Source organism: Solirubrum puertoriconensis (genome assembly GCF_001483135.1).
GTDB classification, from domain to species: Bacteria; Bacteroidota; Bacteroidia; order Cytophagales; family Hymenobacteraceae; genus Solirubrum; species Solirubrum puertoriconensis.
The window spans coordinates 386258-399182 of the sequence record NZ_LNAL01000006.1; the positions used below are offsets into that span (position 1 = coordinate 386258).

Annotated in this window: 11 protein-coding genes; 1 reads left to right on the forward strand and 10 read right to left on the reverse strand. The window is 56.6% G+C overall.

The window, feature by feature from the left end:
- Window positions 1-21: 21 nt before the first annotated feature.
- Genes ASU33_RS06490 through tatA (ASU33_RS06505) form a run of 4 tightly spaced genes read right to left on the reverse strand, consistent with a single transcriptional unit; the run spans window position 22 to window position 4157 of the window.
- The gene (locus tag ASU33_RS06490) at window positions 22-2079 is read right to left on the reverse strand and encodes a LysM peptidoglycan-binding domain-containing protein (protein ID WP_059069435.1); all 2058 of its coding nucleotides are present in this window, start codon (window positions 2077-2079) and stop codon (window positions 22-24) included.
- A gap of 4 nt (window positions 2080-2083) precedes the next feature.
- Complete coding sequence (gene gatA / locus ASU33_RS06495; RefSeq protein ID WP_059069437.1) at window positions 2084-3529, reverse strand: Asp-tRNA(Asn)/Glu-tRNA(Gln) amidotransferase subunit GatA; 1446 nt, start codon at window positions 3527-3529, stop codon at window positions 2084-2086.
- A gap of 16 nt (window positions 3530-3545) precedes the next feature.
- Window positions 3546-3923 (reverse strand): twin-arginine translocase TatA/TatE family subunit, encoded by a 378-nt coding sequence (tatA, locus tag ASU33_RS21915; protein WP_078062930.1) that lies wholly within the window; start codon window positions 3921-3923, stop codon window positions 3546-3548.
- A gap of 12 nt (window positions 3924-3935) precedes the next feature.
- Window positions 3936-4157 carry a twin-arginine translocase TatA/TatE family subunit gene (tatA, locus tag ASU33_RS06505; RefSeq protein ID WP_059069438.1) on the reverse strand — a complete coding sequence of 74 codons (222 nt, stop codon included), beginning with the start codon at window positions 4155-4157 and terminating at the stop codon, window positions 3936-3938.
- Window positions 4158-4491: 334 nt separating this feature from the next.
- Between tatA (ASU33_RS06505) and ASU33_RS06510 the strand changes: the two genes are divergently transcribed.
- Window positions 4492-5394: a GAF domain-containing DNA-binding protein gene (locus tag ASU33_RS06510; protein WP_149867079.1), complete on the forward strand. Its 903-nt coding sequence runs from the start codon at window positions 4492-4494 to the stop codon at window positions 5392-5394.
- Between the two features lie 260 nt (window positions 5395-5654).
- Here the strand turns inward: ASU33_RS06510 and ASU33_RS06515 are convergent, their stop codons facing one another.
- From ASU33_RS06515 to ASU33_RS06540, 6 genes are all read right to left on the reverse strand, one after another.
- A complete protein-coding gene (locus ASU33_RS06515; protein WP_173664831.1) occupies window positions 5655-7049 on the reverse strand; it encodes a murein hydrolase activator EnvC family protein in 1395 nt (464 codons plus the stop codon).
- On the reverse strand, window positions 7027-7803 hold the full coding sequence (gene lolB1 / locus ASU33_RS06520; RefSeq protein WP_078062931.1) for a lipoprotein insertase outer membrane protein LolB1: 777 nt from the start codon (window positions 7801-7803) through the stop codon (window positions 7027-7029). The genes ASU33_RS06515 and lolB1 overlap by 23 nt, the downstream gene beginning before the upstream one ends.
- The gene (locus ASU33_RS06525; RefSeq protein WP_078063036.1) at window positions 7796-9607 is read right to left on the reverse strand and encodes a tetratricopeptide repeat protein; all 1812 of its coding nucleotides are present in this window, start codon (window positions 9605-9607) and stop codon (window positions 7796-7798) included. Before ASU33_RS06525 ends, lolB1 begins: the two co-directional genes overlap by 8 nt.
- Window positions 9608-9709: 102 nt before the next feature.
- Window positions 9710-10720 carry a sugar nucleotidyltransferase gene (locus ASU33_RS06530; RefSeq protein ID WP_059069445.1) on the reverse strand — a complete coding sequence of 337 codons (1011 nt, stop codon included), beginning with the start codon at window positions 10718-10720 and terminating at the stop codon, window positions 9710-9712.
- Window positions 10721-10859: 139 nt separating this feature from the next.
- Entirely contained in the window at window positions 10860-11294 is a 435-nt protein-coding gene (gene dut / locus ASU33_RS06535) for a dUTP diphosphatase (RefSeq protein ID WP_059069447.1), read from the reverse strand.
- A 34-nt stretch (window positions 11295-11328) separates the two neighbouring features.
- A complete protein-coding gene (locus ASU33_RS06540; RefSeq protein WP_059069449.1) occupies window positions 11329-12843 on the reverse strand; it encodes a lipopolysaccharide biosynthesis protein in 1515 nt (504 codons plus the stop codon).
- Window positions 12844-12925 lie beyond the last annotated feature (82 nt).

The window sequence follows — 12925 nt, forward strand, 5'->3', positions numbered from 1 at the left end:
TTTTGCATTTGGGAGCAAGGTTCAGCTGGCTACAATCAACTTTTGTCCGGGTTTCACCTCGTCGGACTTCAGGTTGTTGAGCTTGCGCAACTGTTCAACCGTTAGCCCTTGGTACCGGCGCGAGATGTTGAACAGTGTGTCGCCGGGCTGTACTATGTGTACGCGCTGATCAATCGGAGCCAAGTGGCGCTGCTTGCTCGGCGCGGCAGGTTTGTTGGCTGTTGTGGCGGCTGATTTAGTAGGTGTGGTTTCCGGGGTGGGGCTTGCTTCGTTATCGGCCGGTTCGGTAAGGCGCAGCTTCTGGCCCGGGGCTACCATTTCCGATTTCAGGTTATTCCAAGCCATCAGTTGCTTAATGCTGATGCCACGTTCGCGGGCTACTTTGGTAAGGTAGTCGCCTTTCCGCACCACGTATTCGGTTGCCGCTTCGGTTTGAGCCTGTGCTTGCGCCACAGCTACTTGTGCCTCGGTGGGCTCAGCAGCTACCGGTTGCTCTGCCACGGGGCGCGCAGGGCGCGTTGCCTGTGGGCGCGAAGCAGAAGTGACTGCTGCAATTAGTGCGCTGGCTGTTTCGACTGCCTCCGGTGTTGCTGATTCAGTAGCAGACACCGCTGCAATTGGGCGCTTGGTTACTTTCACGCCCATTTCGGCTGGGGAGCGGGGCGCTGCAGCCACTGCCGGAGCCGCTGGTTTGCGCGCAACGGCTACTGCCGATGTTGCGGTATTGTCGTCCGGAGCAGGCAAGAAAACTACAATCTGTTGCTTAGGGCGTAAGGCTTTGCCTTTGGGCAAGTGGTTCCAGCGCCGCAGCTGTGCCGTTGATACGCCGTACCACTCGGCCAGTTCACCTAGGGTTTGCCCTTTTCGCACGGTATGCACTTTGCGGCGCGTACGCGGTGCTTCGGTAGCTACCTCGCGCTTAGCGCTTTTGGGTGCGGTATTGCTGTTAGTAGCCAGCGCTGAGGGGAAGGGCTCTACGCCCTTCAGCCTAGGTGGTATGGCCGCAATGGGCTGCGGCAGAGCAGCCTGCGGCAGGCAATACCCAAACAACGTGGCGCGGTCTACTTCCTGCAGCAGCGGTCTGGCCGAAGCCGGAAACTTGACCGCGTAGGGGCGGTAGCCCTCGGGCAAGTAGGGCTTGCGCAACTCAGGGTTCATACGCAGCAAGGCCACCGAATCGAGGCCAGCTGCTTGGCTCAGGCGCGATACATCGAAAGCACGGCCGCCGATCTGCAGCGTATCCATGGGTTGCGGATACTGATAGCGCAGCTCAGACGAGTGCAGGTTGTGCTGCTGCGCGTACTTCATGGCGTACATAATGGCCGTGAAGCTGGGTACATAGTTGCGCGTTTCCTGCGGCATGTGCGGGTGCAGCTCCCAGTAGTTACGCTTGCCCGTGCGGCGCATTACGCGTTGCACGTTGCCTGGGCCCCAGTTGTAAGCGGCTAGCACCAGCTCCCAATCGTGGAGCATGCCGTACAGAAAGCGCAAGTGTTTGCAAGCCGCTTCGGTAGCCTTTTCAGGGTCCATGCGCTCGTCAACCCACTCGTCGCGGCGCAGGCGCAAGTCGCCAGCGGTTGGGCCCATAAACTGCCACAGGCCGGTAGCGCCCACACGCGATTTAGCCGTCGGAATCAGGGCTGACTCCACAACGGCTAGGTACTTCAGGTCTTGCGGAAGATTGTATTTGGCTAAGTACTTCTCGAAAAGCGGAAAATAGAGATTTTCGCGCTCCAGCACCCGCTGCATATAAGTGCGGTTGCGCTGCGTAAAGTACGTGACATGCGCCATCACCACGTTGTTAAACACAAGCGGCATGTCGGAGTCGATGCAGTTGATTCGGTCGCCCACCAAATCGCGCATTTCTGGCGGGGTTTGCATCCACACCAGCTTTTCGGGGCTAAGCACAGGCTCGGCCACCAACGAGTCGGGCGCAAGCTCTAGTTGTACCTGCGTCGAGTCGGAAACCGTTCCGACCTCGGGCGGTGCTATGGGTGGTAACTGCGTTTGGCCCAAAACTGGGCGAGTAAAGGCAGCAGCCAACAACAGCAAGGCAGAGGCGCGGAACGGTTTTTTCATGCGACTACGGAGCTACAGCAGAAGCAACAACACTTTCGGTCAGGTGCTTGGCAAAGGCCAGCATTTCAGCTTCGCGGAAGGCGCCGCTCATAACTTGCATGCCAATGGGCAAACCAGCCTGATCGTTGCCAATGGGGAGCGAAATTGCCGGCACACCAGCCAACGAAGCCTGAACAGTAAATATATCAGCTAAATACATTGCCAGCGGATCTTTCGTGTTTTCGCCAATGCGGAACGCCGTGGTGGGCGAAGTCGGCAAAATTAGAAAGTCGTACTGGCGTAGCAGCTCGTCGGTTTGCTCCTTAATCAGGCGGCGCACGCGCTGAGCTTTGGTGTAGTAAGCGTCGTAGTAGTTAGCCGAGAGTACAAACGTGCCTAGCAAAATGCGGCGCTGTACCTCTTTGCCAAAACCTTGGCTACGCGACTTTTTGTACAGCGAGGCTAAATCGGTGGCGTCGGAGGCCCGGTAGCCGTACTTCACCCCGTCGTAGCGCCCTAGGTTCGAGCTGGCTTCGGCCGTGGTGAGAATGTAGTACGTGGGCACCATGTAGTCGAGGTATGGAAAATCAACCGCGTCAACGACATGGCCTTGGCCGCGCAGCTGCTCGATCACATTTTCGGTTGCCTGCTTAATGTCGGGCGATAAACCCGGCCGCTCCAACGTGTCGCGGATGTAGCCGATGCGGTAATGGGCCTGTGGCTCGAGCGACTGGCTGTAAGCCGGTACAGGCTCTTGGCTAACCGTCGAGTCAAACTCATCGGGGCCGGCCATAACCTCCAGCAGCAGGGCAGCATCTTCTACCGAGCGGGTAATGGGGCCAACTTGGTCGAACGACGAGGCGTAGGCAATCAGGCCGTAGCGCGAAATGCGCGAGTATGTAGGCTTCAGGCCGATTACCCCGCAGAAAGCCGCGGGCTGACGTACCGAACCACCGGTATCGGAACCAATCGAGGCCAAGCACATGTCGGCCTGTACGGCCACGGCCGAACCGCCCGACGAGCCACCAGGCACACGCTCCGGGTCGAGCTCGTTGCGGGCCGGGCCGAAGTAGGACGTTTCGTTAGAAGCGCCCATGGCAAACTCGTCGCAGTTCTGCCGGCCAATCAGGATGGCGTCTTCATCGAGCAGGCGCTGCACGGCCGTACCAGTAAACAGCGACTTGAAACCATCGAGAATGTGTGAGCTGGATTGCAACGCGTGGCCTTTGTAGGCCAGCACGTCTTTCAGGCCGATAACCATGCCGGCCAACTTACCAGCCGTACCGGCGGCTATTTTGGCGTCAACGGCATCGGCTTGCTGACGAGCTTCGTCGGCCCACACTTCCAAGAAGGCGTTGAGGTGGGCTTTGCGCGCAATGTTATCCAGATAATACTCCACGAGCTGGCGGCAGGTGATGTTACCGGCCGCCAGCTCGTTACGAACTTCCGTTAGGGAGTTAAAGCGTCTCAAGGGAGCTTGGCTTAGATCAAGTGGTAGGATGCTGATCGGAGGGAGAGTGGGGCAAACCGGCCGGCGTTACGGTGGGTTGCTCCGGAGCTGGTACCGGGCCGCCTTGCGGCTGATCAAGGCCCGACGATTGGTAAGCTACCGGGGCAGGCGGCGCCTGCTGGTAGGGTTGAGGCTGGGAGGCGGGCTGCTGATAGCCGTTGGGTTGAGGATTGGCGTTTTCAATTTCGCTGCGAATCTCGCGGGAGGCGTCCTTAAACTCACGAATGCCTTTGCCCAAGCCACGCGCCAACTCCGGAATCTTATTAGCTCCGAAGAAGATCAGAATGACGACCATGATCAGCACCATTTCGCTGCCGCCAATGTCGCCTAGAAAAAGCAAAAGAGGAGTGCTCATCGCTACGAAAGTTTAGCGGCTCGGCTGCTGCGGGTCGCGGTAGTCAGGGTTGTTGTCGCGGTACTCAGGCTTCTGCTCTTTCGAGGCGTCCTTAAACTCACGAATACCTTGGCCCATACCCCGGAACAACTCCGGAATGCGCTTAGCCCCGAACAACAGAACTATGGCAAGAACTATCAGCAAAACCTCGGTTGTGCCAAGGCCACCGACAAACAAAAAGAGAGAAGCTAGCATGATTTCCGTAGTGGAGAGTGGGTAATAGTAGGCTTACGACCAAGCCAACCAAACGGATTGTAAAGGTACCCTATAATTTCTAAACCCGATTCTTGCTGGCTAGATTCCTTAGCTGGTTACTAGCCTGCCAGGCCTAGGTAGGTTTCACTCGTTGCCGTGGCAAAGACCGCGTTTAACGAGGAAAAAGAAATGTTTGGCGAGGAAAACCGCCAAATTGCTTTTGTTCGTAGGTACTTAGTGGGCTTGTACGGCTCATTACTAGCAGAGCGTTGTTCTGCAACCCGGCAAGGATCTTCAATTGCAAGCCATGAACGTTCAACCCTTTTTTCCACCCATGATTACCCCCGGTGGGGCAAACGTGCTCGGTGAAGAAGACCGGCTGGAAGCTTTGCGCGCGTATCGTATCTTGGATACCTCGCCCGAAGAAGACTTTGATGCCCTCACGCGGCTTGCGGCTTACATCTGTGGTACGCCCATTTCGTTGGTATCCTTAATCGACGGCGACCGGCAGTGGTTTAAATCAAGCTACGGGTTGGGTATCAGCGAAACTCCGCGCGAATACTCGTTTTGCCAGTACGCAATGATGTCGGATGGGGTGTACGAAGTCGAAAATGCCGCTGACGATCCTATGTTTCGGAATAACCCGTTGGTTACCAACGATCCGAACATCCGCTTTTATGCGGGTGCACCTTTGGTTACGCCAACTGGACAGCCCCTAGGTGCTCTTTGCACCATTGATACCCAGCCACGCCACCTGACGAATGAGCAGCGGGATGCGCTCAAAACGCTGGCTCGCGAGGTGGTTTCGCACTTGGAGCTGCGGCGCGCCCGCTTGCAGTTGGAGCAGGAGCGAGCCAAGCTAGAAGGTTTGTTGCGCATGGCCAACGATACAGCTGCTTCGTTGTACTCCAATGGCCGCACGGAGCTGTTCGTTAAGCAAGACCACAAGCTTGTACGCGTGTGTGCTACCGACATTTCGTACGTGGAGGCCCTAGGTGACTACGTGAACATTTACGTGGGCAACGAACGCTACACCGTGTACACCACCATGAAGGACATGCTCACGCGCCTCTCGCCGCGCGATTTCGTGCGGGTGCATCGCAAATACATCGTGCGCCTCGATCGTATTGTAACTATCGACGGTGATTCGTTGGTGGTTGATGGGGGGCGTGCCTCGTCGGTTCCCATCGGCAACTCTTATAAACAAGACCTGATGGGGCGCTTAAATTTGGTGTAGCGGGCCCTTGCAAAGAATTTTTAGAGGTTTAGCAAGAAATTTATCGAATTCGCCGAAAATAGTACTCAAGGAATACCTTAGGTGCTGTATCTTTCGGCTGTTATCGGGGGATTAATCTTTTGGCGACGAGCTTTCGAACTTGCCAAGGAGGGATTAACTGATAGCTAAGTTTGTTTTCATAGCTCAGAAAGGCACCGTACGCTGTACGGTGTTTTTTTATTTCTGGCTACCGGTAAATTGTAGTCAACGGTGTATCGACATTATTTGCGACCGATCCACTGTTCGGGGTTCAGGTTGGTGCTGTTCTTCCAAACCTGAAACTGCAGCTCAGTGGTGCCTTCGGCGTTGGTTGATACCGTGCCTATCGGTTGACGCATTTTTACTTGTTGGCCTTCTGCAACGTTTACCGAGCGCAGCTTGGCATACACCGTGAAGTACTCGCCGTGCTGTACCATCACTACGTTGTTCATGCCGGCAATATTTGCTACGGTCAGCACCTTGCCATCGAAGATGGCGCGCACCGGTTCGCCAGCGCTTGTCTGAATATCAACTCCACGGTTGTCGACGGTAACATTCTTCAGCACCGGGTGCGGATGACGGCCAAACGGCTGGGAAATAAACCCACGCGCTACCGGCCACAGCAAACGCCCCCGGTTTTCGGCAAACGACGACGACAACTCGGCCGTTTCGGGCGTTAGCGTTACGCGGCTAGTAGAGGTGTTGGCCGCTGCATCGGCTGCTTCGGCCGCCTCGGCCGCCTCCCGGCGAGCGGTGGTACGTTCAGCGGCGGTAGCGTCGGAACGCTCGGCGCGTTCGGCGGCGGCTTTGGCTGCGGCAGCTTTGGCAGCAGCACGAGCAGCGGCGGCACGGGCAGCGCGGGCAATTTCTTCGCGCACGCGCTGGGCTATCAGGTTATCGAGTTTGCGAACCGCTTGCTGACGCTGGGCCAACTCTTTCTGCAGTTGCTGCTCTTTTTGGCTAAGCTGCTGCACCACTTGGTCCTGCTGTACCTTCATGGTTTGCAGGCTGCGCCGTTCGCTTAGCTGATTGCTCAGCAACGAGCTTTTTTGCTGACGCTGTTCCGTAAGGTTGGTAAGCTGCTGGCTGAGTTCTTGCTGCGTGCGCAAGATGCCGCTCACCTGCTGCCGGCGAGCCTCCGAATATTGCCGCACATAGCGTAGGCGCCGCATGAACTCGTTGAACGAGTCGGAGGCGAACAGGAACATGATGCGGTTATACGAGTTGGCCGTTTTGGCCGACGCGTAAATCAATTGGGCATACTCGGCCTTCAGCCGATCAAGCTCGGCTTTGGTGAGCTGTACGTTGGTAGTGGTTTTCTGTACGCCCGTGTTAATGTAGCGTAGCTCCGAGGAGGTCGATTTAATTACTTGCTGCTGCACGGTAATCTTCTCCTTCAGGGCATTCAGCTGACCTAGGGTGCTTTGCTTCTGTTGCTTGGTTTGCTCCAGAATGCGGCTGGCTTCCTGTATGCGCCGCAAATTGTTGCGCCGCTCGCGTTCCAGTTGTGCTTTGGTTTTCGCGGGTTCGCGGCGCGAGGGGCGGCGCTGCTGGGCAGGGGCTGCAGTAAGGGCAAGTAGTAGCACGCCGCCAAGCAACCAGGTCTGCCAGCGGCTACTTACGGTTTTTACGCCCATACTCGGCCGGTACGGAGAAGGGGAAGGAAAGCTGCTCTTTGTCGAGGTCCACGTTGCGGTAGCTGATCATCACGGTGGCGGCTGGGCGGCCTGGCTGCTGTGCCTGCAGCATCACACCGCGCGCAAACAGCTGCCCACCCGGCTCGAGCGGCTGAAAATCGGCGTAAGTTACGTTCAAAGAGCTTTGGGTCCCGCTATCTTCTACCGTAAGCTTTTGCAAACGAGCGCGGTTTAGCTCAATCAACTGCTCTACCAGCAAGCCAGCCTGCTTGTAACTCACTTTTTGTACGGGGCCCTCTTCGGCAGCCGTAAGTTGCGTTTCGGTGGCTGCGGGCAGGTAGTCGCCGGCCAGCAAGGCTTGCAACTGCGCAAACGTTACGGGTACGTTAAACTGGCGGCTCAGGTAATCGAAGTTGCCAGCGTAGTAGGTTTTCTCCAGCTTGTTAATTACCTGCACCGAATCGGGCGTAATCCGGGCCCTAATGCCCTCAATACCTAAAAGCGAAGCCGAAACCCAGATAACGCTGTCCTTGCGCATGCGCACGTTCAGGTTGGCCGTGTACTGCTCGCCGTTAGCATTAATCTGCGCTTTGCCTTTAGCCGCTAAGTAGGTAAACTCGAGGTTGCGGGCACGCACTTCGGGCGCCGGCGGGCGGGTAGCGGTGGTTGATTTGGTAGGAATGGCGCGGCGCTGACAAGCACCTAGGGCAAGGCTTCCGGCCAAAGCCAGCAGTAGCGGCCAGCTTCTATTCATATAGTTTTCGGTCTTTGATCTTGCGGTCGATGAGGGCGGAGGTGCCACCGGCCTTTTTAGCCTGCTGCCACCGCTCCACAGCCGCTGCCGTATCGCCTAGTTGATACAGCACATCGCCGTAGTGCTCCAATACAGTGCCATCTTTTGACGTCTTGATGGCTTTTTCGAGGTACTGGCGTGCTCCGGCATAGTCTTTCGATTTGTACAACACCCAAGCGTAGGTGTCGAGGTAAGTGTCGTTTTCAGGAAATAGCTTAACCAGTTTACCCGCAAGCTCCTTGGCCTTAGGCAAATCCTTGCCGCGCAACGACAAGTAGTAGCTGTAGTTGTTCAGGGCCTGCGCGTTGTTGGCATCGAAGGTAAGCGCCGCCTCGTAGGCCGCATCCGACTTGTCGTATTCCTTCAGCTCGTGGTAAGCGTCGCCCAGCTGCGTGTCAAACTGCGCGGCCAACTCGGGGTTATCTGCTGTCAGCTTTTTGCCTTGCTCCAGCGCCTTCACGGCTTTTTGCGGCTGCTTGGCAAACATGTGCCCCACGCCGTTGTAAAACCAAAACACCGCTTGGTTCGGGAACAGCTCCAGGGCTTGGTTGGTGTGGCGCAGCAGCGAGTCGGTCTGCGTCAGCTCGGCGTCAATCAGCACCACCTGTTGCCAGATTTTGAAGTGCGAGTTGTCGAGGCGCAAGGCCCGCAGGTAGTTGTCGCGAGCCAGCGCTTTCTTCTCCGACAGCAGCTGTACATCGCCGGCTACCGAATACGCTTTGGCCTCTTTGGGATGCACACGCGTGGTGATGTCGGCCAACTCGAGCGCGGTTTGCTGCACAGCCGGGTTAGGCAACTGCTTCAGGTAGTCAACCAAAATGCGCACTTTCTGATCAATACCTAGGGCTGAGCTCTGGAAGGCCTGTTTGATCTGCTTTTCCGATTCGGCCTGGTTGCCTTGCTGCCGGTACGCATCGGCCAGAATCATGTGTGCCTGCGGGTTGTCGGGATCCTTGCGCAGGGCTTGGTTTGCTACCCGAATAGCATCGGGCAAGCGGTTGTTGGCCGCGTACATTTCGGCTTGCGCCAGAACAAAGCGGATATCCTCGGGGTTGGCCGAAATCAGGGCTTCGCCTTCTTTCAGGGCCTTGTCGAGGTTGTTTTGCTTGAGGTAGATTTGCTGCTTTTTAAACGAAACCTCATCGAGCGTACCAAATTCCTTTTCGGCCTGATCGAAGGTGCTCAGGGCCTCGTTGAGCTTGCCCTGCGCCAGGTACAAGTCAGCGAGGTTGAAAAGGTAAGTCTTCGACTCGGGCACGTCTTGAATTAGGCGGGTGTATACCTGTGCGGCCTGATCGTACTGCTTCTGGGTGGCGTAAATCTGCGCCAGAATGAGGTAATAGTACGGGTTCTTGGCGTCGAGGCGCAAGGCAGCCTGCGCAAAGTTGGCCGCATCCTTTAGGTTGCCAATGAGCAAATTGTTCTCGGCAATCTTGTAGTTGATGGCGGCGTTGTTGGGGTCAATTTGGTACGCCTTCAGCAGCCGCTCCTGAGCTTTGGGGTAATCCTCTAGCAGCATGTACTTCACGCCATCCACAAAGTAGGCCGCGCTCATTTCGCGGTCTTTCTCGGTAAGCTGGCTTTGCTGCTGGGCTTTGGCCGCTTCGAGGGCTGCTTGGCGCTGCATTTCCTTTTTCTCGCGGCGCGTAAGCTTGCGCGGCTTTTCGGTGCCCGTCTTGTCCGCAGCGCGCTTCTGCTGGGCATAGCCGGGCTCGGCCAAAAACAGGCCTAACACAAGAAGCAGGAGGGATGCAGGGCGAATCATGGCAAAAGGTAGCGGCAGCTGAAAACGTAAAAACAGGTGGTTTCGGGCCAAGCCGAACCTAGGAAAAGATACGGCATTTACCCCGAAACCACCCGGCTGTCTCTACAGTTTCAAGGCGTTATAATCGCCTACGCTGAGGTCGGCGGGGGTGCCGGTAAGCGTGGCAAAGCTGCCGATCATGGAGTTGGTAATGTTGGCATTTTGCACGGCAGCCGACTTCTGCACGATGCTGTTTACCACTACCGAGTGGCGCACCGTCGAACCATCGCCTACCGATACGTGCGGACCGATGATGCTGTGCTCGAGCACCACGTTCTCGCCGATATACACCGGCGGAATGAGTACGGTGTTGGTGAGCTTAGCGGATTTGGCCACGGTGTCTTCGCCGGCTTCCTGCAGGTACTCGAGGTAGCGCTGGTTGGTGTACACGGTAGCATCCTTGTTGCCGCAGTCGAGCCACTCCGTAACGCGGCCGGGGATGAACACCGCGCCTTGGTTTTTCATGTTCTCGAGGGCATTGGTGAGTTGGTACTCGCCTTTGTCCTTGATGTCGTTGTCGAGCAGGTACTGCAGCTCGCGCTTCAGGTACTCGCCGTCGCGGAAATAGTAAATACCGATGATAGCCAGGTCGGAAACAAATTCTTGGGGCTTCTCGATCAGCTCCGTAATCTGACCTTGCTCGTTGAGTTTTACTACGCCAAATGCGCGGGGGTCTTCCACGCTCTGCACCCAAATAGTGCCGTCGGCCGAGGTATTAAGCGTAAAGTCAGCTTTGAACAGGGTATCGGCAAAAGCTACAACCACGGGGCCGGTGAGGGCCGATTGGGCGCACAGGATAGCGTGGGCCGTACCTAGGGGTTCGTCCTGGTGATGAATAGAGCCTTGCGCACCTACCGATTCGGCAATCTGCAATAAGCTCTTCTCGACTTCTTCGCCGAAACGACCCACGATAAACGCAACCTCCGATACCGGTTGGCCTACTACCTTGGCAATATCCTCGACGAGGCGCTGAACGATAGGCTTACCAGCAATAGGAATCAACGGCTTGGGAACGGTGAGCGTGTGCGGGCGCATGCGCTTGCCCATGCCGGCCATCGGGACGATGATTTTCATAAGGGGGGCGTTGTCAAAATTTAGTTCAGAGGGCGTGTACGTAAGTTGCTACGAAACGCTGTGTAAAATTCGCTCTTGGCAAAGTAATATCTAGCGTTGGGCGAATATTTTCTGCATCATACCCAACGAAACTTCGGGCCTATTTCGTACCCGTGCTGCCGTAGCCGCCCGCGCCGCGCACGGTTTCGCTTAGCTCAGCTACCTCTTGCCACTCGATGGCTTCGTAGCGTGCAAATACCAGCTGGGCAATTCGTTCGCCATCGTTTACCACAAACTCTTCGTTCGACAGGTTTACCAGTAGCACCTTCACTTCGCCGCGGTAATCGGCATCGATAGTGCCGGGGCTGTTTACCAAGCCAATGCCGTGCTTGTACGCCAAACCGCTGCGGGGGCGCACTTGTGCTTCAAACCCAGCCGGAATCTCGAGGTACAGACCCGTGGGGATAAGCGCCCGTTGCAGCGGACCCAGGGTAACCGGCTCATTAAGGTTGGCCCGTACATCGAGGCCGGCCGCGTGCTCGGTTTGGTAGGCAGGCAGCGGGTGGTGCGAACGGTTAATTACGGCAACTTGCATTGTCGGGGAAGAAGCAAATAGAAAAAAGGAAACGTTAAGCCGGCTGCGAGCGAAGCGCTTGTGCAGGCCGCTCTACCAGCCACAGCGCCGCTACAAAAGCCAGCGTAATAGCGATATGCAATGCATACCCGAGCCACTGGTTGGATACCGGAATAGCCCAGCTAAACGCCACCACCGCTACAGCTGCTAGCAGCCAAGCTGCAAGGCGGCCTATCGGGTAAGGTACCGGAAAATAGCGGTTGCCCAACCACCAGCACACGGCTGCCATCATGAAGTAACAGGCCAGCGTGGCTATGGCCGAACCCATATAGCCGAGCACCGGAATCAGCAGGAAGTTGAGCGTAATGGTTAGGGCTGCGCCCGCAAAGCTGATATAGGTGCCGAAGTAGGTACGGTCCGTCAGCTTAAACCACACCGACAAGTTGTAGTAGACACCCAGAAACAAGTTGGCCATCAGCAGCACCGGCACCACGGGCAAGCCCTCGAGGTACTCGGGGCGGCGCAAGAACAAGCTGCCCACCAAATCGACGTTGACACTCACGGCTACGAAGATGACCGCGCAGCACAGCGTGAACCACTTCAGCACCAAGGCAAAGGTGCGGGGCGAGTTTTTATCGGAGCTTTGGGCGAAGAAAAACGGCTCGGCTGCGTAGCGAAACGCCTGAATCACTAGGCTCATTAGAATACTGAGCTTGTAACAAGCACCGTAAATACCAACAGCCGCCAGGTTGGATTTGCCGGGGTAAAAGCCTTCGGGCAACCACTTCGGCAGCAAAATGCGGTCGAGGGTTTCGTTTACCATGCCGGCCAGGCCCATCAGCATGATGGGGTAGGCGTAGCGAAGCAGCGGGCGCAGTGGCTCAAGGCTGAAGCGTGGGCGAAAACTGAGCAGTTCCTTGCCTAGGAGCACCAGCGTGAAGGCACTGGCCGCTAGGTTTGATAGAAACACGTACCCAACGCCAACTGTCGGGTCGTAAAGCAGTTCTACCACGGGGCGCATGCCACTCAGGTATTCACCGGCCACCACATCGGGGCAGAAGACGATGAAAAACAGGTTGAGACCAACGTAGATTAAGATGTTGGCCAACCGGATTGAGGCAAATTTCCTGGCCTTGTTTTCGAGCCGGAGCCGCGCAAACGGAATAGCCGCTACGGCATCGAGGCCCAGAATAAGCGCAATCCAGATGGCGTAGCGCTCTTGGCCGGGCGGCAAATCGAGCAGGCTCATGAGGGGCCGAGCCAGCAGCGCTACTACCGCAGTGAGTACAATGCTACTCAGCCACAACAGCGTGAGTACCCGGTTGTATAGTTCCTGACGGTCGGTATCGGGGCGGTTGGCAAAACGGAAAAACGCGGTTTCCATGCCGTAGGTGAACACCACGTTCAGAAACGATACGTAGGCGTACAGCCCGGTTACAATGCCATACTCGGCAGCCGCAAAGCGGGCCGTGTACACGGGCACCAGCAAGTAGCTGAGCACCCGCCCCACAATGCTGCTCACTCCGTAGATGGCAGTTTGGCTGGCCAGCCGTTTTGCTAGTCCGCTCACTTAAGCAAGTAAATAGTTCGTATCGAACCCGCAGCCGAAACTGGTTGGGCCGCTGGGCGGCTGCGGGTTCGATACTTAGATA

Excerpts from the sequence above, each read along its gene's own strand:
- ASU33_RS06510 (WP_149867079.1), top strand. The coding sequence starts at position 4,492 with ATGATTACCCCCGGTGGGGCAAACGTGCTCGGTGAAGAAGACCGGCTG.
- ASU33_RS06530 (WP_059069445.1), bottom strand. The coding sequence starts at position 10,720 with ATGAAAATCATCGTCCCGATGGCCGGCATGGGCAAGCGCATGCGCCCG.
- tatA (WP_059069438.1), bottom strand. The coding sequence starts at position 4,157 with ATGCTAGCTTCTCTCTTTTTGTTTGTCGGTGGCCTTGGCACAACCGAG.
- ASU33_RS06525 (WP_078063036.1), bottom strand. The coding sequence starts at position 9,607 with ATGATTCGCCCTGCATCCCTCCTGCTTCTTGTGTTAGGCCTGTTTTTG.
- tatA (WP_078062930.1), bottom strand. The coding sequence starts at position 3,923 with ATGAGCACTCCTCTTTTGCTTTTTCTAGGCGACATTGGCGGCAGCGAA.
- dut (WP_059069447.1), bottom strand. The coding sequence starts at position 11,294 with ATGCAAGTTGCCGTAATTAACCGTTCGCACCACCCGCTGCCTGCCTAC.
- lolB1 (WP_078062931.1), bottom strand. The coding sequence starts at position 7,803 with ATGAATAGAAGCTGGCCGCTACTGCTGGCTTTGGCCGGAAGCCTTGCC.
- ASU33_RS06490 (WP_059069435.1), bottom strand. The coding sequence starts at position 2,079 with ATGAAAAAACCGTTCCGCGCCTCTGCCTTGCTGTTGTTGGCTGCTGCC.
- ASU33_RS06515 (WP_173664831.1), bottom strand. The coding sequence starts at position 7,049 with ATGGGCGTAAAAACCGTAAGTAGCCGCTGGCAGACCTGGTTGCTTGGC.